This window comes from Nocardiopsis sp. CNS-639 (assembly GCF_000381685.1).
Taxonomy (GTDB): Bacteria; Actinomycetota; Actinomycetes; order Streptosporangiales; family Streptosporangiaceae; genus Nocardiopsis; species Nocardiopsis dassonvillei.
In genome coordinates, this window is sequence record NZ_KB906857.1 from 242,879 (window position 1) to 265,336 (window position 22,458).

The 22,458-nt window shown below is 73.1% G+C and carries 18 protein-coding genes; 8 read left to right on the plus strand and 10 right to left on the minus strand.

Annotated elements, in window-relative coordinates; translation table 11 throughout:
- Positions 1–220: 220 nt before the first annotated feature.
- Positions 221–745, plus strand: coding sequence for a hypothetical protein (locus G011_RS0108485; RefSeq protein WP_026338140.1), 525 nt, complete (start codon positions 221–223; stop codon positions 743–745).
- A gap of 145 nt (positions 746–890) precedes the next feature.
- Here the strand turns inward: G011_RS0108485 and hpf are convergent, their stop codons facing one another.
- From hpf to mtrA, 6 genes are all read right to left on the minus strand, one after another.
- Positions 891–1,568, minus strand: coding sequence for a ribosome hibernation-promoting factor, HPF/YfiA family (gene hpf / locus G011_RS0108490; protein ID WP_019608093.1), 678 nt, complete (start codon positions 1,566–1,568; stop codon positions 891–893).
- A 742-nt stretch (positions 1,569–2,310) separates the two neighbouring features.
- On the minus strand, positions 2,311–3,105 hold the full coding sequence (locus G011_RS0108495; protein ID WP_019608094.1) for a ComF family protein: 795 nt from the start codon (positions 3,103–3,105) through the stop codon (positions 2,311–2,313).
- Between the two features lie 290 nt (positions 3,106–3,395).
- The gene (locus tag G011_RS0108500) at positions 3,396–4,238 is read right to left on the minus strand and encodes a maleylpyruvate isomerase family mycothiol-dependent enzyme (RefSeq protein WP_019608095.1); all 843 of its coding nucleotides are present in this window, start codon (positions 4,236–4,238) and stop codon (positions 3,396–3,398) included.
- Positions 4,239–4,326: 88 nt separating this feature from the next.
- Positions 4,327–6,201: an LpqB family beta-propeller domain-containing protein gene (locus G011_RS0108505; RefSeq protein WP_019608096.1), complete on the minus strand. Its 1,875-nt coding sequence runs from the start codon at positions 6,199–6,201 to the stop codon at positions 4,327–4,329.
- Positions 6,198–8,015, minus strand: coding sequence for an MtrAB system histidine kinase MtrB (gene mtrB / locus G011_RS0108510; protein WP_026338141.1), 1,818 nt, complete (start codon positions 8,013–8,015; stop codon positions 6,198–6,200). The genes G011_RS0108505 and mtrB overlap by 4 nt, the downstream gene beginning before the upstream one ends.
- A gap of 16 nt (positions 8,016–8,031) precedes the next feature.
- Positions 8,032–8,709: an MtrAB system response regulator MtrA gene (gene mtrA / locus G011_RS0108515; RefSeq protein ID WP_013154750.1), complete on the minus strand. Its 678-nt coding sequence runs from the start codon at positions 8,707–8,709 to the stop codon at positions 8,032–8,034.
- 419 nt (positions 8,710–9,128) lie between these two features.
- Between mtrA and G011_RS0108520 the strand changes: the two genes are divergently transcribed.
- From G011_RS0108520 to G011_RS0108545, 6 genes are all read left to right on the plus strand, one after another.
- The gene (locus G011_RS0108520; RefSeq protein WP_019608097.1) at positions 9,129–10,745 is read left to right on the plus strand and encodes a glycerophosphoryl diester phosphodiesterase membrane domain-containing protein; all 1,617 of its coding nucleotides are present in this window, start codon (positions 9,129–9,131) and stop codon (positions 10,743–10,745) included.
- A complete protein-coding gene (locus tag G011_RS0108525) occupies positions 10,742–11,365 on the plus strand; it encodes a DUF4129 domain-containing protein (protein ID WP_019608098.1) in 624 nt (207 codons plus the stop codon). The genes G011_RS0108520 and G011_RS0108525 overlap by 4 nt, the downstream gene beginning before the upstream one ends.
- Positions 11,362–12,576 (plus strand): DUF4350 domain-containing protein, encoded by a 1,215-nt coding sequence (locus G011_RS0108530; protein WP_019608099.1) that lies wholly within the window; start codon positions 11,362–11,364, stop codon positions 12,574–12,576. The genes G011_RS0108525 and G011_RS0108530 overlap by 4 nt, the downstream gene beginning before the upstream one ends.
- Before the next feature lie 58 nt (positions 12,577–12,634).
- Complete coding sequence (locus G011_RS0108535) at positions 12,635–13,618, plus strand: MoxR family ATPase (protein ID WP_013154754.1); 984 nt, start codon at positions 12,635–12,637, stop codon at positions 13,616–13,618.
- Positions 13,618–14,922, plus strand: a complete 1,305-nt coding sequence (locus tag G011_RS0108540; protein ID WP_019608100.1) for a DUF58 domain-containing protein — start codon at positions 13,618–13,620, stop codon at positions 14,920–14,922. Before G011_RS0108535 ends, G011_RS0108540 begins: the two co-directional genes overlap by 1 nt.
- Positions 14,923–14,986: 64 nt before the next feature.
- Positions 14,987–17,011: a tetratricopeptide repeat protein gene (locus G011_RS0108545; protein ID WP_019608101.1), complete on the plus strand. Its 2,025-nt coding sequence runs from the start codon at positions 14,987–14,989 to the stop codon at positions 17,009–17,011.
- Positions 17,012–17,137: 126 nt separating this feature from the next.
- Here G011_RS0108545 and G011_RS32950 read toward each other — a convergent pair whose 3' ends face one another.
- Together G011_RS32950 and G011_RS0108555 are read right to left on the minus strand one after the other, a co-directional pair.
- Positions 17,138–17,344, minus strand: coding sequence for a DUF397 domain-containing protein (locus G011_RS32950; RefSeq protein ID WP_036552419.1), 207 nt, complete (start codon positions 17,342–17,344; stop codon positions 17,138–17,140).
- A 155-nt stretch (positions 17,345–17,499) separates the two neighbouring features.
- Entirely contained in the window at positions 17,500–18,504 is a 1,005-nt protein-coding gene (locus G011_RS0108555; protein WP_019608103.1) for a stage II sporulation protein M, read from the minus strand.
- Positions 18,505–18,667: 163 nt separating this feature from the next.
- Between G011_RS0108555 and G011_RS0108560 the strand changes: the two genes are divergently transcribed.
- The gene (locus tag G011_RS0108560) at positions 18,668–19,525 is read left to right on the plus strand and encodes an RDD family protein (protein WP_019608104.1); all 858 of its coding nucleotides are present in this window, start codon (positions 18,668–18,670) and stop codon (positions 19,523–19,525) included.
- A 109-nt stretch (positions 19,526–19,634) separates the two neighbouring features.
- Here the strand turns inward: G011_RS0108560 and ahcY (G011_RS0108565) are convergent, their stop codons facing one another.
- Complete coding sequence (gene ahcY / locus G011_RS0108565) at positions 19,635–20,897, minus strand: adenosylhomocysteinase (RefSeq protein ID WP_019608105.1); 1,263 nt, start codon at positions 20,895–20,897, stop codon at positions 19,635–19,637.
- A gap of 7 nt (positions 20,898–20,904) precedes the next feature.
- Complete coding sequence (gene ahcY, locus G011_RS0108570; protein WP_019608106.1) at positions 20,905–22,341, minus strand: adenosylhomocysteinase; 1,437 nt, start codon at positions 22,339–22,341, stop codon at positions 20,905–20,907.
- Between the last annotated feature and the right edge of the window lie 117 nt (positions 22,342–22,458).

Consider the following 22,458-nt stretch of genomic DNA (forward strand, 5'->3'; position numbering starts at 1 on the left):
CAGAGGGGTCGGAAGGTTTTTGGCGACGTCCCGGTACCAGGGGGGATCCGATACCGGCGCGGACGGTGCGCCGGGCGCGTACGCCGACCGCCTCCCCGTGCTTTCGGCGTGGGCACCGATGGCTCCCGGCTTTCGTGGGTAGGCACGTGGTAGGAGGTCGCACCGCGGCCGAAGGGCCGCGGACGGACCGGACGCGAACGTGTTCCCAGGGGGGATCACCATGCGAACAAACCGAGACAAGAAGGACCGCGGGACACGGGGCGGCGGGGGCCGCGAGGCGAGGGACATGTCGGCCCCCTCCCCGCGTTCTCCCGACGACGTGGCCAAGGAGGTCGTCGGGGAGTCGCCCGTACTGCGGCGCGACCCGGTGGCCGACGACCCGGCGCTGGCCTGGGAGAAGGAGCATCCCGACAGCGACAGCCGTTTCGGGCGCATCCGGGGCTTCCAGCACCAGGGCGGCAGTCTCGCACCGAGCAACAGCCATCGCGGGCGCGTGTCGTCGTGGGCGGCGGTCCTGCTGGCGTGCGTCGGGTTCGTCGTGGGCGGGATCGGCGTCGCCTTGGGGATGTCCGTGGTCCTGCTGGTGATCGCCGCGGTCCTGCTGGTGGCGGCGGCCGTCCTGGCCCTGGTCTTCGACCTGATGGGCGACGTCGTCCTCGACACGCCCCGGGCCGAGCCCGAGGAGCCGCACGACACCCCGCTGCACCGGATCAAGCAGGAGGAGGCCGAGCACCGGCCCGAGTAGGCGCGAACCGAGGGCCCGACCGGCCGGGACGGGGGACGGGTTCCTGGCCGGGCGCGGGGAGGGAGCGCACACCGCCGCGGCGGGTCCGAGCGGACCCGCCGCGGCTTCGTGTGCGGGGGGATCCGTCGAGGGCGGTGGCGAACGTCTAGTCGACCAGTCGGAGGACGCCGTAGTTGAAGCCCTTGCGCCGGTAGACGACGCTCGGGGCGTCCTTGACCTCGTCGTGGAAGAGGTAGAAGTCGTGGCCCACGAGTTCCATCTCCATGAGCGCCTGGTCGATGCTCATGGGCTTGGCCCTGTGGAACTTCTCCCGGACGACGACGGGAACCTCTCCCTGGGTGTCGAGTTCGACGAACTCGTCGGAGAACCTTCCGTCCACCTCGGTGCCGTTGACGTCCTCCTCGCCGCTGCGCCGCTGGGCGGGGGGAGCCTGCGTCGCGGTGGCGGTGGCGGACGAGGGCAGGTCTCCGGGGAGGTCGGCGGTGGCCGACGCGACGGAGACGGGGGCGTGGTTACCCCGGTGGACCTTGCGCCGGTCCGCGGACTTGCGCAGGCGGGCCTCGATCTTGTCGAGGGCGAGGTCGAGGGCGCCGTACCGGTCCGAGGCGGCGGCCTCGCTGCGAATGACCGGACCGTTGGTCCGGATGGTCAGCTCAACCCGCTCGCAGACGTCGGCGAGCTTGGGGTTGCGCTCTTTGGACACCTCCACGTCGACGGTCATGCCCTTCTTCTCCCACTTGGAGAGCCTGTCGAGCTTGTTGTCGACGTGCTGACGGAACTTCTCACTCACACCGGTGCGTCGACCCTTGACGATGATGTCCATAGGACCCCCTTCATCGCGTGGCCGCCGGAAGACGACGGCCAGGCTGGCTCTGCGTCCCTTCCGCCGTCAGGGGGGCGGGAGGGGTGTCGCGCGCTAGCCCCCTTCCCCTGGTGCCCCTGTTCGGTGGGGGGCACGGCTCGGTTGGAGATGCGTATACCCACCAGCGGGGGTGTCATCACGCGCACCAGGGGCGCGATTGGCGAAGGCCGCCGCGCTGAGGGAAAGGACTGCCGGGACTGACGGTACGGGGCACTCCTCGAAGAACCGCAGGTCACCCGGGGCCGCGACGGGACGCGCGCGGCGGGGAGGCGAGGGGATCGTCTCCGGGGGTTCGCCGTTGGCGAACCCCCGGACGATGGGATGCCACCCGTCCGGCCGACCTGGTCTTCGTCCCCACATCCGCCTGCTGAGAGTGTCGCCGCTCTTGATCGCGACTACTGCTCTTCTCCCTGTCATGAGGGACATCTGGACCCTCCGCGGGGCAGGGCTTACCTCTAAGGCGCACCGTGATCGGTCGACGAAAAGTCGCCTTACGTGGGCCGTTTCGCCTGCGCCTGGCATCGGCTTGCCGGAGCGGCGCCCCGGTGTTCCCGGGAGCTCACAGACTCCGACGCAACCACGGACCCGGACGGGTGCCATACCGTGACCGTAACCTGTCCTGGCGAGGATGTCAGGTAGCAGCCACCCTCTCAACTCATCGGTAACTGCCTCAAACCCCTTCGTACATGGACTTTTCGCCTGTTCACGAGGGTTCGTAAAACCTTCTTGCACCGTCCGCCTCCTTCTCCCGGGAAGGACCTCCGACAGCACCGGGCAGGCGTTCGAGGAGGACCACCGCACCCGCCACGGCGATCCCGCGGGCCCGCAGTGCGCGGGTGGCCTCGGCCACCGTGGCGCCCGTGGTGAGGACGTCGTCCACCACGACCGCGCTCCCCCCGGACCCCGAGCCAGACCCCGAGCCGGACTGCGCGCCGGAAACCGCGCCGAGGGCCCGGGGAAGGGGGCGGTCCGCGACGAGGGTGCCCGCCCGGTTGGCCAGGCGCTCGGCCCTCCCCAGGCCTGCCTGGCGCCTGGGGCGGCTCCGGTAGCGCAGCAGGGGCGCCACCCTCCCCGCGCCCGCTCCGCCGGCCTGCGCCAGGCAGGCGCGCGCCAGCCTGGTGACCGGCGCCCGGGGGTCACCCGGCGGGCCGCGCCCGGGTACGGGGACGAGCAGGGTGTCCGGGCGGGCCAGGCCGGACGCGGTGTGGGCGGCGGCCAGCCACCCGCCCAGGGGCGCGGCCAGGGCGTCCGCGCCGCCCTCCTTGTAGGTGAGCAGCACCCCGCGGTGTCGCCCGGCGTAGGGTCCGGCCGCCCAGACGGGCGGGCAGCCGGGCCTGGGCGCGCACCGGTGGGGGCGGCGCCGCAGCGCGGTGAGGCAGTGCGCGCACAGCGGCCCCGAGGGGCCCGCGCACGCCGCGCAGGGCTGCGGCAGGAGCAGGTCGAGCAGCGCGCCGAGTATCCACCGCAGCACGCCCGTGGGGTGTGTCCGTTCGTCCATACCCCAAGGTTCGATGCCCGGAACGGCCCCCGCCAGCCCCTTCTCGAACCTGTGGACAACGCTCCCGACGGCCTCCTCCACTCCCCTCACCGGTGCCGGCACCGCGGTCACGGCCCCGGGAGAAGCCCGGACCGACCGGTCGCCGCCCGGGCCGCGGCCCGTGCCCGCGAGCCTGCGGCCGTCATCCCGGCGTCGCGGCCGCGGCGCGAAGGCGGTACGGGAGAGCCCCTCGAGGCGCGGGGCCGGTCGGCACACGGACCGGCGACCACCGTCCGGGCCGGTCCGCGCGGTCAGCGGATGATCGACACGATGCGGCAGCAGGCCCGGGCCAGGTCGGGGTCGCCCGAGAGGTCTCCCCTGGCCTCGGCCTCCTCGGGTTCGATCCCCCGCACGCACAGCCGCCAGGCGGTCTCGAAGTCCCAGCGCACGGCCGCCGCGGGCGGGCCGGAGTCCCCCGCTCCGGCGGGGGCCAGCGTCCACCCGGCTCCGGCGCGGGTGACGGTCCACTCGCCGCCGTCCGGGCCGTCCACGGCCACGCTCACCCGGGTTCCGGTCCGCGCCGGGGCGTCGCGCAGGGTGTGCGGCAGTGCGCGCATGAAGGTGTCCAGGACCAGGGAGCCCGCGGGCCCGGGGTCGGTGGCCCGCCCGACCGCGTGCCGGATCTGCTGCCGGTGGGCCCAGTTCTCGGTGAGTTCGCGGGCGCAGTCCAGCCAGACCGGCGCCGGGTCGGCGCCCGCCCAGGAGACGGCGACGCCCGGGGCGTGCGGGTCCGCGGAGCGCCAGAGCCGCACGAGCTCGCGCCCGGTCATCTCCAGCGTCTGGATCAGCGCCTGCGGGCTGATCCTGGCGGTGGCCCGCACCCACTCCTGGTTGTTGCGGTGGATGAACGCCGCCAGCGGCTCCCCCGGCGCCGGTGCCGGGGCCGCCCGGTAGCGGTCGCGCATCCCCGCGATGCGCCAGTAGTCGTCGCCGAGCAGGTGGGCGGCCACGTCGCGCGCGCTCCACCCGGTCACGGCCTCGGCCTGCCACTCGTCGGGGGTCAGGCCGCGCAGGAGCGCGAGGAGGTCCTCCCGCTCCCCGGCGAAGTGGGGGCTTGCGTCGATCGGCGTACCCAGCCGCGTCAGGTCGTCCATGGCGCCACCCTTCCAGGCCCGCGCGACGGGCGCACCCCGGTTTCACCGCGGGCGTGCGGCCGGAGTCCGACCGCACGCCCGCGGGGCCTCAGCCCGGGAAGGCGGGCGAGCCGCCCTCCACGACGCTCTGCCAGTTGAGCGGGTCGCTGGACACCCAGATGTTGCCGTCGTCCGAACCGGCCACCAGGGGCTGGCCCGGGGCTCCGGAAACGGTCACCATGCTGGCGACGGGGGTTCCGGCGCTGGCGGGCGGCGTGCCGCCGTCCAGCGACACCAGGAGGGCCTGGCTCGTACCGCCCTCACGGGTGCCGAGCACGACCAACTGGTCGCCCGAGCGCCAGGAGATGTCGGTGACGTCCTCCAGCTCGCGGGCCAGGGTCACGAACGACTCCACGGAGACCTGCCCGTCGGCGTCCTGCACCACGCGGCCCACCTGGAGCGAGCGGCGCCCGTCCACCTCGGTCACCACCGCGGCGCGGGTGCCGTCCCGGGAGATCTGGAACTGCACCAGCGGCCTGTCGCGCAGGTCGGACACGTCCACGCGGACCACCTCGTGGCCGTCGCGCAGCAGCCACAGGTCCGTCGGCCCCGGGGAGGGCGGCGGCCCGTTGAGGTTGGGGCTCTCGGCGTCGGAGTCCTCCCGGGCCTCCTCGCTGTCCTCCCCGTCCTCGTCGTCGACCTCCTCGACCACCCACAGGTCGCCGTTGACGTCCCAGGACAACTCGGTGAAGACCCCGTCGGCCAGGACCTCCCGGACGTCGGCGCCCGGGGTGGCCTGGCTCGTGACGACCTTGCGGCCGCCCGTGGTGACCCCGGCGATGGTCTGTTCGTCCAGCGACACCGCGAACCTGCCCAGGGGGACCTCGCCCGATCCCAGGGGCCCGGGTACCGGCTCGCCGCTGCCGAACGTGTCGGTGTCCCAGTCCGAGGCCGACCACAGCTGGCCCTCGTGGGAGTAGTAGACGTGGACGCCGGGCGAGGTCGCGCCGGGGCTGACCTCCGACCAGTAGGTGCTGCCCGGGCGCGGCCGGTCGGCGCTCTCGCCCTCGGCCCCGGGGAAGTCCACCTCGTTGCCGTTCACCCGCAGCGTGAACTCCTGGATCTCCGGCAGCTGGCGCAGGGTCCAGGCGATCTGGGCGCCCATGCCGAACTCGTCGGCCTGGCCGGGGGCGGTCACGCTGACGTTCACCCGGTCCTCCTCCACCTCCACCTCGGGATCGGTGTCCTCGGCGAAGGAGGAGTGCACGGAGGGGTCCAGCCAGGCGCTGGGGCCGCGGACGAGCCTGTGCAGCAGGCGCTTGGTGAGCTCGTCGTTGCTGACGGGCAGGTAGACCGGGTCAGGGACCAGGGCGTTCTCGTCGGGGTTGAAGTAGTAGAGGTTGAACGGGCGGTGGGTGCGCTCCACGTCGAGTTGGCTGAGGATGAGCTCGTCGGGCAGGCTCTGGATGCGCCACTCGCCCTCGGGGTCCTCGTCCTCCCGGGCCAGGACGAAGGTCTCGTCGAGCAGGCGACCGGAGTCGCCGGAGACGTACCTGCCGTCCTCGTCGATCGTGGCCACCAGTGAGCTGCGCATCCGCACGGTGGCGGTGAGCCCGTCTCCGCTGATCTCGGTGTCGAGGTCGACGGTGTCGTGGCCGGGGAAGACCTTGACCGTCCCGTCCGGGTTCCACGACTGGTCCGTGCTCGACAGCATGTAGCTGCGGGCGGCCTCGTAGTCCTGCTCGAAGCTGCCCATGTCCTTGAGGAAGTCGCTGACCAGGCCCTCCGGCGCCACGCCCTCCTGGGGTCCGGCGGGCAGCAGGCGCACGTAGCCGCCGTAGGGGTCGCCCTCGGACTCGTTGCCGTCGCTGGCCACGACCGGGCCGGTGGTGGGGACGGTCGCGCAGGCGGCCATGGACACGACCGCCACGGCCGCGGCCAGGCAGGCGCGCGCGGCGCGGCCGAACCGGTGCGGTGTCCTCACAGCTTCTCCTCGTCCTCGCGCTGCTCGGCGCGGGTGGCGGCCGCGCCCTCCTCCGCGGTGTCCGCGCCGTTCCGGGCGGGCACCTTCTCGGCGCGGGCGGCGCCGTTGCCGTTCTCACCCTTGTCGGCGAAGGTGGTGTAGGTGCGGCCCAGCGCGAACTCCGGCGGCACCAGCGGCAGAGGGGAGCCGCGCAGTTCGCTGCCGGAGCGGCGCGGCAGGGACAGGCGGAACTGGGAGCCCTGGCCGGGCTGGCCCCACGCCTGGAGCCAGCCGCCGTGCAGGGTGGCGTCCTCCTTCGCGATGGAGAGCCCGAGGCCGGTGCCGCCGGTGGTGCGCACCCGGGCCGGGTCGGCGCGCCAGAAGCGGTCGAAGCACAGGTGCTCCTCCCCCTCCTTGAGGCCCACCCCGTAGTCGCGCACGGCCACGGCTACCGCGTCGCGGTCGCACGCGGCGGTGACCACCACGTCGCGGCCCTCGCTGTGCTCGATGGCGTTGACCACCAGGTTGCGCAGGATGCGGTTGATGCGGCGGCCGTCGTACTCGGCGGTGCAGGGGTCGGTGGGCAGGCGCAGCACGACCTTGATGCCGCGCCGCTCGGCGATCTGCTCGGCGTCGCCGACGGCCTTCATGACGGCGTCGCGGATGTCGAGCGACTCGGTGCCCAGGGTGGCGGCCCCGGCGTCGTGGCGGCTGATCTCCAGCAGGTCGGAGAGGAGTTCCTCGAACCGCTCCACCTGGCTCTGCAGCAGCTCCACCGAGCGGCGCATGGTGGGGTCGAGCTCCTCGCGCTCGTCGAAGAGCACGTCCCCGGCCATCTTGATGGTGGTCAGCGGGGTGCGCAGCTCGTGGGAGACGTCGGAGACGAACTGGCGCTGGAGCTTGGACAGCTCCTCCAGCTCCTGGATCTTCTCCTGGAGGTTGCCCGCCATGTCGTTGAAGGACAGGGCGAGCCGGGCGAGGTCGTCCTCGCCGTGCACGGCCATGCGTTCGGTGAGGTCGCCCGAGGAGAGGCGTTCGGCGGACTGGGCGGCCGAGCGGACCGGGCTGACCACCTGCCGGGTGATGACGAAGGCGATCAGGCCCAGGAGGATGACCAGCAGCACGCCCACCAGGCCGACCGTGCCCTGGACCAGGTCGAGGATCTGCTGCTCGTGCTGGAGCGGGAAGATGTAGTACAGCTCGTAGGCGCGCGTGAGCTGCGCGCCGACCACCAGCGCGGGCTCCTCGCCCTGGTCGGTGGTGATGCGCGTGTACGTGTGGTACTGCTGCTCGTCCACCTCGGACTCGTGGACCTGGTTGATGAGCCGCTGCGGGACGCTGCCCTCGCCGGTGGCCCAGCCGACCTCTCCGCCCACCGAGGGCAGGATGACCACGCTGTACAGTCCGGTGTCGCCGCTGCGGCTGGTGAGCTCGTTGGCGAGGTTGTACATGAGCCGGTTGCGGTCGCCCGACTCGTTCTCCTGGAGCTCGGCGGACGCGTAGTTGAGCCCGGCGCGGTGGTCGGTGACGGCCGTGGAGATCTTGGCGTCGAGCAGACCGCCGCGCACCTGGGAGATGAGCACGTACCCCAGGCCCACCATGACCACCAGGGACAGCACCAGGGTGGTGGAGATGACCCGCAGGTGCAGCGAGCGGCGCCAGTTGCTGTGGACGCCGCGCACCAGGGCGCGGGCGGCGCGCTGGGCGAGCGCGTAGGAGCGGGTGAGCCCCGTGCCGCCGTCGCGCCAGCGCCCTCCGGCCGCGGACGGCCCGGAGGGCGGGATCTGGGTGTCGGAGGCGGTCCCCCGCTCCTCCTCTGGTGTGGCTGCGGTCATGTGCGGCTCGGGAGGATCAGGCGGTTCCGGCCTTGTAGCCGACGCCGCGGACGGTCACGACGACCTCGGGGTGCTCCGGGTCCTTCTCGATCTTGGCGCGCAGGCGCTGCACGTGGACGTTGACCAGGCGGGTGTCGGCGGCGTGCCGGTAGCCCCAGACCTGCTCCAGCAGCACCTCGCGGGTGAAGACCTGGCGCGGCTTGCGGGCCAGGGCCACCAGGAGGTCGAACTCCAGCGGGGTGAGACTGATCTGCTCGCCGTCGCGGCGCACGGCGTGCCCGGCGACGTCGATGGTGATGTCCCCGATCTGGAGCACCTCGGGCGCGGGCTCCTCGGTGCGGCGCAGGCGCACCCGGACGCGGGCCACGAGCTCCTTGGGCTTGAAGGGCTTGACGATGTAGTCGTCGGCGCCCGACTCCAGCCCGAGGACGATGTCGATGGTGTCGCTCTTGGCGGTGAGCATCACGATGGGCACGCCGGACTCGGCGCGGATCTGACGGCAGACGTCGATCCCGTCCGCGCCGGGGAGCATCAGGTCGAGGAGGACCAGGTCGGGCTTGGTCTCGCGGAAGGCCTCCAGGGCCTTGTCCCCGTCGTGCACGAACGAGGGCTCGAACCCCTCTCCACGCAGAACGATGCCCAGCATCTCAGCGAGGGCGAGGTCGTCGTCGACAACCAGTACACGTCCCTTCATCGGTGCGTCCGGCGCCGGGCGTCGGACCCGCGGGCGGGTACGGCGGCGCCTACTCCTCTCTCTGGAAACACTCAAGCGGCATGAACGTTCGGTGCGCCCCGAGACGCAAGAAACTGCTTCGTCCTCCCCCACCTTGCCACCTTCGGGCGGGATCGGGAGAGTGGTCGGTGTTTTTCGGTCTGTGGGAACCGTTTCGGCCTGCGGCGCGTCGACCCTGGTGACCTGGCACGCGAACCTTCGCGACTCGGCCTGTTGGTAACAGAAAGCATACAAAAGGAATGAAGTGGGTCGGTTGCGCCTGCATACGCCCGAACATCGCGGGCACCGGTGGAACCGGCGGGTAGGTTGGTTTACCAGAGGCCGAAAACCGCGGAAGCGTGCTCGCGCAGCGTAACCGAACCCCATGGAGGGCGGGGCAGATGACCCAGGAGGACGACCACCGGGACACGTCGGGGAACCCCCCGGACGGACCGGACGGCGGCGGGGCTTCCGAGGCCGCTCCCCCGCCCGCGTCCGGCGGATGGGCCGCCCCCGGTCAGGAGGGTCCGTCCTCCGCCTCCTCCGCGCCCTCCGGTACGGGGCCGGACTCCGCGTCGGCCGGTCAGACGCCCCAGGGACAGCCGGACTTCGCCCCTCCCGAGCAGACCCCCGGGTACGGGCAGCAGGGCTACGGACCAACGGCCGCTCCCGGCTACGGACCGACGGCCGCCCCCGGACAGGACCCCGGCCAGCAGGGGGCCAGCGGACAGCAGGGCCACGGGCAGCAGCCCGGATACGGACAGTACGGCCAGCACGCCTCCGGCCAGCAGCCGTCCCAGGGCGGCGGGTACGGACAGCAGCCCGCGTACGGGCAGCAGCCGGGTTACGGCCAGTACGGCCACGGACAGCAGGCGCAGTGGCAGCAGTCCGGATACGGTCAGCAGCCGGGCTACGGACAGTACGGCCAGCAACCCGGTTACGGACAGCCCGGATACGGAGCACAGGCCGGATACGGCCAACAGCCCCCTTACGGGCAGCCGCGCGCGCTCAAGCCCGGTGTGGTCGCGCTCCGGCCGATGACGCTCGGGGACATCCTCAACGGTGCGTTCAGCCTCATCCGCAACAACCCCAAGACCACCGTCGGGCTCGCACTGGTCGTCATGGCAGTCGCGAGCATCGTGAGCTCGGTCGGTTTCAGCGGCTACATGTCCGGCTACGGGGCCTTCCTCGACCAGGTGATGGCCGACCCCGCGTCGGTCGACCCCAACGACCCGTTCCCGTTCAGCGGCTGGTCCCTCGTGGCCCTGTACGGCGGCGGCCTGCTGACCCAGGCCGGGATCATCCTGGTCACCGGTCTTCTCACGGCCGTGGTCGGTATGGCGGTCCTCGGCCGCAAGCTCAGCCCCTCCGAGGCCTGGACCGCCGTACGCAGCCGGATCTGGACCGTTGTGGGCCTGGCACTGCTGCAGCTGGTGGCCATCTTCGTCCTCTACGTGGCCGTCACCGTCGGAATCGTCGTCTTCTTCATCGGTGTCTTCGTGGCCATCGCGGAGAGCCAGGGCGTCGGCATCATCGTCGTGATCGCCTCGATGCTGGGGGCCGCCGGAGGCATCGCCCTGGTCGCCTGGATCTACATCCGCATCTACTTCGCCATACCGGTCGCGGTGCTCGAGCGTGTCGGTGCGGGCACGGCCTTGACCCGCTCCTGGCGACTCACTCAGGGCAGATGGTGGCGGACCTTCGGCATCTCACTGCTTGCCTTCATCCTCATGTTCCTCGTCCAAGGACTGCTGAGCACGCCCTTCAGCATCGTCTCGGTGGTCCCCACCTTCATCGCTCCCGGTGCCGCCTGGGCCGCCGTCGTGGCGGGCGCCGTCATCTATGTGGGCAACGTCGTGGTCTACGCGATCACCGCGCCCTTCAGGGTGGGCGTGAAGACCCTCCTGTACGTGGACGCGCGGATGCGCAGTGAGGGCCTGGACCTGAAGCTGCACCAGGTGGCCCAGGCCGGCTACGAGGCGGGCCCGGAGATCTACCTGCCGGAGCCGCGGACGTGAGGGCACCCGCCGTCGGGGAGGTGACCCGTGAGGAGGGGCAGCGGCGCGCCGTCGAGGAGCTGAGCGACCCCCTGTACGGGGAACAGGAGCCCTCCCTGTGGGACCGCTTCCTCTCCTGGCTCCAAGAGCTGCTCGCGGACCTGGTCTCCCAGGCGCCGGACGCCCTCGGCGGCTGGACGGTCCTCGGACCGCTGCTGGTGGTCGTCGCGGTCCTGGTGGTCTGGCTGGTCTTCTGGCTGCGCCCGACCCGGAGCCGTCGCGCGGGAGCGCCCGTGCACGAGGGCGCGCCGCTGGACGCGGCCGACCACCGGGCCGCCGCCGACCGGCACGAGAGGGCCGGTGAGTTCGCGGCCGCCGTCACGGAGAGGCTGCGGGCCATCAGCGTGGACCTGGAGGAGCGGGCGATCATCACGCCGCGCGCGGGGCGCACCGCGACCGAGCTGGCGGCGGAGGCCTCCGCCGTGCTGACCGCCGAGGCCGAGGGGCTGGGCGAGGGGGCGCGGATCTTCAACGACGTGGCCTACGGCGACCGCCCGGCGACCGCCGACTCCGCCCGCCTCCTGCGCGAACTGGACACGCGGCTCAGGGCCGCCCGGCCCGTCGGGGAGGTGGGCCGATGACGGCCACCGCTCCCCCGGCCGCGCCCCCGCGCTCCCCCGGCCGCGCGCCGTCCCGGGAGGACTCGCGCGCCCTGCGGGTGTGGCGCTCGGTCCGGGTTCCGGCAGCCGTGGTGACCGCGCTCGTCACGGTCTCGGTGCTGCTGTCGCTGGGCAGCGAGCAGTTCCCCACCGGCCGCCTGGAACCCGGTTCCATCACCCCGGACGGCACGCGGGCGCTGGTGAACGTGCTGGAGGAGGACCGCGACGTGCACGTGGTGCGCTCCTCCGCCGCCGCCGAGGAGGCCGTGGCCGACGCCGGGGGCGACGCCGTGCTCGCGGTCTTCCTGGACCACCGCCTGCTCCCCGAGGAGCTGGACTCGCTGGCCGCGCTCGACGTGGACACCGTCCTGGTGCAGCCGTCCACGCAGTCCCTGGAGGCTTTCGCCCCCGGGGTGACGATGACCGGCCGGGAGGAGCCCGAGGGGTTCCCCACGCCGGAGACCCCCTACGCCCCCGAGTGCGGGCTGTCGGCCGCCGAGGCCGCGGGCGAGGCCTACGTCGCCGGTGAGCTGTACACGGCCGGTCCCGGCGCGGACGCCGTGGGCTGCTACCCCGGTGGCAGCGGCGACGCCCTGGTCCGGGTGGAGCGGGACGGGGCCGCCACGACCGTGCTGGGCACCGGCAGGCCGCTGACCAACACCGCGCTCTCCGCCGGGGGCAACGCCGCGCTGGCGATGAACCTCCTGGCCGCCGAGGACGTGGTGTGGCTGCGCCCCGACCCGCCCCAGCAGGAGGGCGGCTCCGGGCTGTGGCAGCTGCTGCCGCTGGGCCTGCGCTGGTCCCTGGTGCCGCTGGTGGCCGCGTTGGCGCTGCTCGCCCTGTGGCAGGGGCGCCGGATGGGCGCCCTGGTGCCCGAGTCGCTGCCCGTGGTGGTGCGCGCCTCGGAGACCACCGAGGGGCGTGCGGGGCTGTACCAGTCACGCAGGGCCCGGGACCGGGTCGCGGCCGCGCTGCGGTCGGGGTTCGTGGACCGGGTCGCGCCCAAGCTCGGGCTGGGCGCGGACGCCGCGCCCGACACGGTCGTGGCGGCGGTCGCCTCGCGGACCGGTGACGACCCCGCCCACCTGCGGGCCCTGCTCCACCCCGGGCAGCCCGACCCGTACGCGGGCGACGACGACATGCTGGTCAGGCTCGCCGACGAACTCGACGAGCGCGCCCGGAGGCTCCGGTGACCCTGAGCCGCGACGACCAGCGAACGACCACTGAGGTATCGAGAGAGGTAGACGGCACGTGAGCGCCTTCACACCCGAGGCACTGCCATCAGCCGACGAGGCGCGCGCGGCCCTGGTCGCCCTGCGCCGCGAGGTGGCCAAGGCGGTCGTGGGCCAGGACGAGACGGTGACCGCGATGGTCGTGGCGCTGCTGTGCCGCGGCCACGTGCTGATGGAGGGCGTGCCCGGTGTCGCCAAGACGCTGCTGGTGCGCACCCTCGCGGCGGCGCTGTCCCTGGACCACAAGCGGGTGCAGTTCACCCCGGACCTGATGCCGGGCGACGTGACGGGCTCGCTGGTCTACGACCAGCACACCGCGAAGTTCGAGTTCATGGAGGGGCCGGTCTTCACCAACCTGCTGCTCGCGGACGAGATCAACCGGACCCCGCCCAAGACCCAGGCGTCGCTGCTGGAGGCGATGGAGGAGCGCCAGGTGACCGTGGAGGGCAGGCCGTCCGCGCTGCCCGACCCGTTCATGGTGGCCGCCACCCAGAACCCGGTGGAGTACGAGGGCACCTACCCGCTGCCCGAGGCCCAGCTGGACCGGTTCCTGCTCAAGGTGACCGTCCCGCTGCCCGAGCGGGCGGCCGAGGTGGAGATGCTGGGCCGCCACGCGGCCGGTTTCGACCCGGGTGACCTGGCCGCGGCCGGGGTCACCGCGGTGGCGGGCGCGGCGGAGCTGCGCGCGGCCCGGTTGGCCGTGGAGCGCGTGCGGGTGGCGCCCGAGGTCCTGGGCTACATCGTGGACCTGTGCCGGGCCACCCGGCAGTCGCCGTCCCTCCAGCTGGGCGCGTCCCCGCGCGGCGCCACGGCGCTGCTGCGCACCAGCCGGGCGTGGTCGTGGCTGTCGGGCCGCGACTACGTCACCCCCGACGACGTGAAGGCGCTGGCCAAGGGCACGCTGCGGCACCGGATCTCGCTGCGGCCCGAGGCCGAGCTGGAGGGGGCGACCACCGACGGAATCCTGGACGGTGTGCTCGCCTCCGTCCCGGTGCCGCGCTGATGGTGGTCACCGGCCGGGCGGTGCTGCTGGCGCTGGCGGCCACGGTCGCGGTGGCGCTGTCCGGTCTGATCGGCGCCGCGGCCGCGGCCGTGGCCCTGGGCGTGCTGGCGGCGCTGCTCGCCCTGGACGTCGTGCTGGCGGCGAGTCCCAAGGCGGTGCTGCTGTCCCGTGAGGGCGACACGTCGCTGCGCCTGGGCGACTCGGCGACGGTGTACGTGACCGTCGCCAACCCCACCCGGCGGGCGCTGCGGGGGTCGGTGCGCGACGCCTGGCCTCCGAGCTCGCACGCCGCGCCGCGCAGCCAGCCGCTGCGGGTACCGGCCGGGGAGCGGCGCCGGGTGGGGACCGTCCTGACCCCGACGCGGCGCGGCGACGCCCGGGCCGCGGGCGTGACCGTGCGCAGTCTGGGGCCGCTGGGGCTGGCGGGCAGGCAGCGGACGCTGCCCGCGCCGTGGACCGTGCGCACGCTGCCGCCCTTCCACAGCAGGCGCCACCTGCCGGGCAAGCTGTCCCGGCTGCGCGAGCTGGAGGGGCAGCACACGGCGATGGTGCGGGGGCAGGGCAGCGAGTTCGACTCCCTGCGCGACTACGTGCCCGGCGACGACGTGCGGTCGATCGACTGGCGGGCCACGGCCCGCGGCGACGGCGTGGTGGTGCGCACGTGGCGGCCCGAGAGGGACCGGCGCATCCTCATCGTGCTGGACACCGGGCGCACGTCGGCCGGGCGGGTGGGCGACACCCCGCGCCTGGACCACGCCATGGACGCCGCGCTGCTGCTGGCCGCGCTGGCGGGCAGGGCGGGCGACCGGGTGGACTTCCTGGCCTACGACCGGCGCACGCGCGCGCAGGTGCGTTCGTCGGGCAAGGGCGGCCAGCAGGTGGGCCGGATCGTGGAGGCCATGGCGCCGCTGGAGGCGGAGCTGGTGGAGTCCGACCCGGCGGGCCTGGTGGGGACGGTCCTGGGCACGCAGGGGCGGGCCCGGCGGCTGGTGGTGCTGCTGACCGACCTGAACGCGGCGTCGCTGGAGGAGGGGCTGCTGCCGAGGCTGCCCGTGCTCACCTCCCGGCACCTGCTGCTGGTCGCCGCGGTCAACGATCCGGCGGTGGAGCTGATGGCCGCCGAGCGGGGCAGCGCGGACGCGCTGTACCGGGCGGCGGCCGCGGAGCGGACGCTGGGCGAGCGGCGCCGGGTGACCGCCGAGCTGCGGCGGATGGGTGTGGAGGTGGTCGACGCCGACCCCGAGCACATCGCGCCCGCGTTGGCTGACGCCTACATCAACCTCAAGGCGCAGGGCAGGCTGTAGGCCCGGGCCTCCCGCCCTCACCATCCAGGTGCCGCCCCCTCGGGGCGGCGCCCGGACGTGCACTATGGAGGGCATGGTTCCTCCCCCCGACGCCCACGGCAACGCCTCCTCCGGTGCCGTCCACGGCCAACTGCTCCAGGTGCGCGACATCCACGGCGGCGTGACCCTCCAGGCGCCCGCTCCCGCTCCGCCGCCGCTCGCCGACGTGTCCCTGGACCCGCCGCGCCCGGCGACGGCCGTACGGGGGCGTGAGGGGCTTCTGGAGGCCCTGGGCGAAGCGATGGAGGCCGGTGCGCCGGTTCCGCACGTGCTGACCGGTCCGGGCGGGTTCGGCAAGACCACGGTGGCGGCGGCGCTGGCCGAGCGGGCGCGTCGTGACGGGTGGACGGTGTTCTGGGTGCGGCCCGGAAGCGTGGCGTCGAGCATGGTCGAGGCCGCGGTGGAGGTGGGCGGCTCCCGGCAGGAGGCCGAGCGGGTGAAGGGGGCGCGGCGCCAGGCGGCCCGGTGGGTGTGGCGGCACCTGGACGCGGCGGCGCGGCCGTGGCTGCTGGTGATCGACAACGCCGACCGGCCCGAGGAGCTGGACCCGGAGAACCGGCCCGGGGACCAGTTGGGGTGGATGCGGGCGAGTCCGGGCGGGTTCGTGCTGGTGACCAGCCGTGTGGACGACCCCGCGCAGTGGGCGCCCGCGCGGGTGCACCGGATCGGGGAGCTGGAGGGGTCGGCGGCGTCCGAGGCCCTGGCCGACCACGCGGGGGCGGGCGGTGCGGCGGGGCTCGCGGGCGCGGAGGAGTTGGCCCGGCGGCTGGGCGGGGTGCCGCTGGCGCTGTCGCTGGCCGGGCGGATCCTGGCCACGCACCGGGTGCTGTTCCCGGACGCGCACGCGCTGCTGGCGCGGCTCGGCGAGGGAGTGGGGGCTCTGGACGAGCTGGCTGCGCCCCTGGTCGGAGGCGTCGGGGCGGAGCGGGGGCTGTTGTCGGGGGTGTGGGGGCTGTCCCTGCGCCTGGTGGAGGAGCGCGAACCCAGGGCGGTGCCGCTGTTGAAGCTGTTGGCGGTGCTGGGTCCCGATGCCAGTGAGGTTCCGCTGCGCAGACTGCCGCTGTCGGAGCTGGACGGCGGGGTGCTGGGATCCCTGACCGACGCGGACCTGGCCAGGGCGGTGAACGCGCTGGTGGTGCACGGTCTGGTCTCGGTCGTCCCGTCCCAGGGGGAGACCGCGCTGCGGCTGCACCCGCTGGTGTCGGAGACCGTGCGCGCGGGGTTCGGGGAGGAGGACCTGGCGCTGGTCAACGAGGCGGAGCGGCTGCTCGCCTGGCAGCGCGGCCGGGATCTGGGCTTCGAACTCCGCGCCCATGATGCCGTCACCCGTCTCTACCTCCGATTGTGGTCCCGGATGGACCCGGCCGTCGTCGACAGCGTGGTGTCCGGCGCCCGCAGCCTGACGTTGCTCAGCCTCACGGACGAAGCCCTCGGCATCCTGGAGAACGCGGTCGCGGAGGCGGTGGAGGTGCTCGGGAACTCCCACCCCGCGACGCTCCGCGCCCGGCATGCGCTAGGAGACGCGCTCCGTGAGCAGGAGCGGATCGAGGAGGCCGAGGAGGTCTACCGCTCGGTGTACCGCGACCGCGAGGCCGTTCTCGGGCCCGTGCACCCCGAGACCCTGAGCACCCGCCACCAGGTCGCCCTGATGGCCGGACTGCGCGGTGACCTGGACACCGCCGAGGAGGGGTTCCGCGCTGTCTGGGAGGCCCACGGGGAACGGGAGGAGGAAGAGACCGCACTGCACGCGCTGGAGAACCTGTCCTACGTATGGATGCTCAGAGGTGACCCGGACGCGGCGGAGGAGGGGTTTCGTCGTGTGTTGCGGGTGCGTTCACGTGACCTGGGTGCCGCGCATCCTCTGACGGTGTCAGCCGAGTTCAACGTGGCTCGGAACGCGTTCGAGCGAGGCGAGTACGCGCGAGCGGCGGAGGTGTTCGAACGAGTGGCCGGAGCCCGGAAGTCGTTGCTGGGCGAGGATCACCCCAGAACTCTGATGGCCTGCGAGTGGCGGGATCGGGCCTTCGGGAAGGCTCAGGCAGGCGGGTGAGGGCCACAGCGTTATCCACAGGCCACGGCGGGGACTGCCGATCCTGACTGGCCCCGCCGTACTGTTGGAAACAAGGGGGTCCCCATGGCCGCCCGCCTTGTGCTGCCCCGCGTGAGGCGGGGACGGTTACGCCTCTATGGCACCGGAACCGGCGCAGAGGGAGCGAACCAGGACGGACCACTCGCCTTGGCCGACCGCGAGGCTTCCCGCCGTGGGCGCGAGGGAGTCGCGGACACGCACACAGTTTCCCGGGCGGTCGAAGGCCGCCTCCACACAGCTGTCAGCGAAACTGCTGTGAGAGCTCTTGAACCAGTGCAGGGATTCGGTGTCCATGGCCCGGATGATGGCACGGCACCGCCCGCCCGGCCAGCCCGTGGCCGCAGGCGGCCAGGGACCGGACAGCTCGGCCCGCGCGCAGCGGACCGGCCGGTGACCGCAGGCGGCCACGCCCCCGGTCCTCGGCCCTCCGCGCTCGTCGGGACAGGCCCTCAGGCCACCGGGACGGCGGCGGGGGCGTTCTCCAGGTCTCCGGTCTCGCCCTCCTGGTAGGCCTTCCTGCCCAGCGTGAACACGTAGACCAGGAACAGCACCTCCGCCAGCACGCCGATGCCCAGCGCCACCGGGATCGGGATGACCCCGGCCGCGGCGTTACCGGTCACCACGCCCTCGATGAGCCCGGAGATGAGCAGCACCACCACCAGCCCCAGGGCCACCGCGATGGCGGCGCGCCCCTCCTCGCCCAGGGCGCGCATGCGGGTGCGGTCGCCGGGCGCGATGATCGTCCACCCCAGCTTGAGGCCCACTCCACCCGCGACGAAGACGGCGGTCAGCTCCAGCAGGCCGTGCGGCAGGAGCAGCCCGAAGAACACGTCGCCCTGGCCGTGGGCGAGCATGATCCCGGCGGCGACGCCCACGTTCACCGCGTTCATCAGCAGCACCGCCAGGGTCGGCAGCCCCAAGGCCACGCCGTAGATGATGGCCTGCGCCGACACCCACGCGTTGTTGGTCCACACCTGGGCGGCGAACGAGCCCCGGGGGTTCTCCATGTAGTAGTTCGCGAAGTCGTGGTCGACGTACTGGGCCATGAAGTCCGGCGTGCCCAGGGCGTGCAGCACGTCGGGCTCGGACACGATCCACAGAGCGGTGACCGCCGCGATCGCGACCATGCCCGCGCTGGTGCCGATCCACCACCACCGCAGCCGGTACAACACCGCCGGGAAGACGCGGGTGAAGAACCCGCCGACGTCGCGCCACGCGGAGGCGTGCGCGCCGGTCACCGCCGAGCGGGCCCGGGCCACCAGCGCGGACAGCCTGCCCACCAGCGCCGGGTCCTGCCCGGAGGAGCGCACCACCGACAGGTGGGTGGACACCCGCTGGTAGAGCTCGACGAGTTCGTCGATCTCCTCACCGTCCAGCGAGCGGCGCCCGCGCACCAGTCGGTCCAGCCGTTCCCACTCCGGGGCGTGCGCCGCGGCGAACACGTCGATATCCACGCAGGGAACCCTATCCGTTCCGCGCGCGGTCCGGCTCTGGCGCCGGTCGACGAGGTCCCCGTCGACCCGTCCGTCCGGGTGCGCTCCCGACTCCGCCGCGAACAGCCGTCCCGTGTGCCGGGTAGTGTCGGGACGACGGTTTCAGACAGTCCCGAGGGAGCGAGTGCTGGTGTCCTATCCCGGCAACGGCGACGCCCGCGCCGACGTGTACGGCGTGACACCCCTGGTCACGGGTGACGCCGTGGTCCTGGACCTGCGTCCGGCCGGTTTCGCCACCAGGGCCGCGGCTCTGGCCATCGACGCCCTGGTCCAGGTCATCGCCCTGATCGCGCTGAGCGTCCTGGTCACCTGGATCGGCAGGGGCCTGGACCCCGCGATCACCGCGGCCGTGTCGCTGTCGAGCGTGATCCTGATCCTGGTCGGCTACCCGGCCGTCTTCGAGACCGTGAGCCGGGGACGTTCCCTGGGCAAGATGGCCCTGGGCCTGCGCGTGGTCGGCACCGACGGCTCCCCCGAGCGGTTCCGTCAGGCGCTGGGCCGGGCGCTGGCCGCGTTCGTGGAGATCTGGCTGACGAGCGGCGTGGTCGCGCTGATCACGTCGATGATCAACCGCGACGGCCGCCGCGTGGGCGACTTCGTGGCCGGGACGATGGTGGTGGAGGAGCGCGGCGGCAGGCCGCGCGAGGAGGTCATCCCGATGCCCCCGCACCTGGCGGCCTGGGCGGCCAACACCGAGCTGTCGCGGCTGTCCCCGGAGACCGCGGCGGCGGCGCGCCAGTACGTGCTCCGGTACGGGGAGCTGGCCGAGCACACCCGCCACGAGATGGGCGTCCGGCTGGCCGACACGGTGGCCGCGCAGATCAGCCCGCCCCCGCCGCCGGGGACCACACCGCCCTACTTCCTGGCCGCGGTGCTCGCCGAGCGCCGGCGCCGCCACGAGGCGGCCGCCCAGCGCACCCAGCCCGGGCACCCGCAGGGCGGCCCCCGACAGCAGTGGTACGGCCCGCACTCCTCCCGCTGAGCCCAGGCGCGCGGGAGCTGCTGGCGCGGCTGGGCGCGGCGGCTTCCCGCTCCGGCCGCGACCACGCTGAGCGCGGCCTGAGGCGACCGGTCGGGCGCGGGAGCGCCCGTCAGGCGTGCCAGGAGCGCAGGTAGGCCTCCTGCCCGGGGGTGAGCGCGTCGATGCGCACCCCCAGCGCTGCCAGTTCGAGCCGGGCCACCTCGGTGTCGGTCTCCGCCGGCACCTCCACCACGCCCGGCTCCAGGTCGGAGGCGTTGCGGGCCAGCCAGGCCGTGGTCAGGGCCTGCACGGCGAAGGACAGGTCCATCACGGCCGCCGGGTGCCCCTCGGCGGCGCCGAGGTTGACCAGGCGTCCCTCGGACAGCAGGAGCAGGCGGCGCCCGTCGGCCAGCACGTACTCGTCGGCCTGCTCGCGCACGCCCCGGTTGACCTCCACGGCCCGGCCCTCCAGGGCGTTCAGGTCGATCTCCAGGTCGAAGTGGCCGGAGTTGGCCAGGATCGCGCCGTCCTTCATCAGGTCCAGGTGCTCGGCGCGGACGACGTCGCGGTTGCCGGTGACGGTGACGAACACGTCCCCGGCGGGGGCCGCCTCCTCCATGGTGGTGACGGTGTAGCCCTGCATGACCGCGTCCAGGGCCTTGACCGGGTCGACCTCGGTGACGACCACGCGGGCGCCCATGCCGCGGGCGCGCTCGGCCAGGCCCCGCCCGCAGTAGCCGAACCCGGCGACGACCACCGTGCGCCCGGCGAGCAGCGCGTTGGTGGCCCGCAGGATGCCGTCGATGGTGGACTGGCCGGTGCCGTACCGGTTGTCGAACATGCGCTTGGTGGCGGTGTCGTTGACCGCGACCATGGGCAGCCGCAGTTCGCCCTCGGCGCTCATCCGGCGCAGCCGGATCACGCCGGTGGTGGTCTGCTCGCAGCCGCCCAGCACGCCGTCGAGGAGGTCGGGGCGGGCCAGGTGGGCCGTGTTGACCAGGTCGCACCCGTCGTCGAGCAGCAGGTGCGGCCGCGACTCCAGGACCGTGACCAGGTTCCGGTCATAGGCCGCCGGGTCCATTCCGGCCCACGCGTGGACGGAGACCCCGTACTCGGTGACCAGGGCGGCGGCGGTGTCGTCCTGGGTGGACAGCGGGTTGGACGCCGCCAACCACACGTTCGCCCCGCCCGCGCGCAGGGCCCGCAGCAGGTTGGCGGTCTCGGCGGTCACGTGCAGGCACGCGGCCACGCGCAGGCCGTCCAGGGGGCGTTCGGCGGCGAAGCGCTCGCGCACGCTGCGCAGCACGGGCATGGAGCGCTCGGCCCAGTCCACGCGGCGGACCCCGGCCCCGGAGAGGCCGAGGTCCGCCACCTGGTGGGAGGGGAGTGTCATGTGCTGCCTAGTAGCGGTAGTGGTCGGGCTTGAAGGGGCCCGTGACGTCCACGCCGATGTAGGCGGCCTGCTCCTTGGTGAGCTGGGTCAGCTTGACGCCGAGCGCGTCCAGGTGCAGCCGGGCGACCTTCTCGTCGAGGATCTTGGGCAGCGTGTACACGTCGGTCGGGTACTCGTCGGGCTTGGTGAACAGCTCGATCTGCGCGATGACCTGGTTGGTGAAGCTGTTGGACATCACGAAGCTGGGGTGGCCGGTGGCGTTGCCCAGGTTGAGCAGGCGGCCCTCGGAGAGCACCAGGACGGACTTGCCGTCGGGGAAGGTCCACTCGTGGACCTGCGGCTTGATCTCCTTCTTGACCACGCCGGGGACCCTGGCCAGGCCCGCCATGTCGATCTCGTTGTCGAAGTGGCCGACGTTGCCGACGATCGCCTGGTGCTTCATGCGGGTGATCTGGTCGGCCATGATCACGTTGAAGTTGCCGGTGGTGGTGATGAAGATGTCACCGGTCTCCAGCACGTCCTCCAGGAGCGTGACCTGGTAGCCGTCCATGGCGGCTTGGAGGGCGTTGATCGGGTCGATCTCGGTGACGACCACGCGGGCGCCCTGGCCGCGCAGGGCCTCGGCCGCGCCCTTGCCGACGTCGCCGTAACCGCACACCACGGCGACCTTGCCGCCGATGAGCACGTCGGTGGCGCGCATGATGCCGTCAGGCAGCGAGTGGCGGATGCCGTACTTGTTGTCGAACTTGCTCTTGGTGACCGAGTCGTTGACGTTGATCGCGGGGAAGGCCAGGGTGCCCTCGCGGCGCATCTCGTACAGGCGCAGGACACCGGTGGTGGTCTCCTCGGTGACGCCCTGGATCCGCTCGGCGATCCGGGTCCACTTGGTGTTGTCGCGCTCCAGGCTGGCGCTGAGCAGGCGCAGCACGACGCCCATCTCCTCGCTGTCGGCGCTGTCGGGGTCGGGGACCGCGCCCGCCTTCTCGTACTCGGCGCCCTTGTGGACGAGCATGGTGGCGTCGCCGCCGTCGTCCAGGATCATGTTGGGGCCCTCGGCGCCCGGCCAGGTCAGCGCCTGCTCGGTGCACCACCAGTACTCCTCCAGGGTCTCGCCCTTCCAGGCGAAGACCGGCACACCCTTGGGGTCCTCGGCGGTGCCGTCGGGGCCGACGACGACCGCGGCGGCGGCGTGGTCCTGGGTGGAGAAGATGTTGCAGCTGACCCAGCGCACCTCGGCGCCCAGGGCGACCAGGGTCTCGATGAGGACCGCGGTCTGGACGGTCATGTGCAGCGAGCCCATGATGCGCGCGCCCTGGAGGGGCTTGCTGTCCCCGTACTCGGCGCGGGTGGCCATGAGGCCGGGCATCTCGTGCTCGGCGAGCCGGATCTCGTCGCGTCCGAAGGCGGCCAGGGAGAGATCGGCGACCTTGAAGTCGAAAGCCATGCGTTCCTCACTCGTGATGGTCGTGGCGCACCCGATTCTAGGGCCGCGACCGGGATCACCGTGCGAAATTGACATTTCACCGTCAGGTTCGCGCTCCTTGGCGGGGAGGGTCGGTTA

Bases quoted from the DNA above. Each gene is read 5' to 3' on its own strand.
- G011_RS0108545 (WP_019608101.1), top strand. From the start codon at position 14,987: ATGGAGGGCATGGTTCCTCCCCCCGACGCCCACGGCAACGCCTCCTCC.
- ahcY (WP_019608105.1), bottom strand. From the start codon at position 20,897: ATGACACTCCCCTCCCACCAGGTGGCGGACCTCGGCCTCTCCGGGGCC.
- G011_RS0108530 (WP_019608099.1), top strand. From the start codon at position 11,362: ATGACGGCCACCGCTCCCCCGGCCGCGCCCCCGCGCTCCCCCGGCCGC.
- G011_RS0108540 (WP_019608100.1), top strand. From the start codon at position 13,618: ATGGTGGTCACCGGCCGGGCGGTGCTGCTGGCGCTGGCGGCCACGGTC.
- G011_RS32950 (WP_036552419.1), bottom strand. From the start codon at position 17,344: ATGGACACCGAATCCCTGCACTGGTTCAAGAGCTCTCACAGCAGTTTC.
- hpf (WP_019608093.1), bottom strand. From the start codon at position 1,568: ATGGACATCATCGTCAAGGGTCGACGCACCGGTGTGAGTGAGAAGTTC.
- mtrB (WP_026338141.1), bottom strand. From the start codon at position 8,015: ATGACCGCAGCCACACCAGAGGAGGAGCGGGGGACCGCCTCCGACACC.
- ahcY (WP_019608106.1), bottom strand. From the start codon at position 22,341: ATGGCTTTCGACTTCAAGGTCGCCGATCTCTCCCTGGCCGCCTTCGGA.
- G011_RS0108495 (WP_019608094.1), bottom strand. From the start codon at position 3,105: ATGGACGAACGGACACACCCCACGGGCGTGCTGCGGTGGATACTCGGC.
- G011_RS0108500 (WP_019608095.1), bottom strand. From the start codon at position 4,238: ATGGACGACCTGACGCGGCTGGGTACGCCGATCGACGCAAGCCCCCAC.
- G011_RS0108485 (WP_026338140.1), top strand. From the start codon at position 221: ATGCGAACAAACCGAGACAAGAAGGACCGCGGGACACGGGGCGGCGGG.
- G011_RS0108520 (WP_019608097.1), top strand. From the start codon at position 9,129: ATGACCCAGGAGGACGACCACCGGGACACGTCGGGGAACCCCCCGGAC.
- mtrA (WP_013154750.1), bottom strand. From the start codon at position 8,709: ATGAAGGGACGTGTACTGGTTGTCGACGACGACCTCGCCCTCGCTGAG.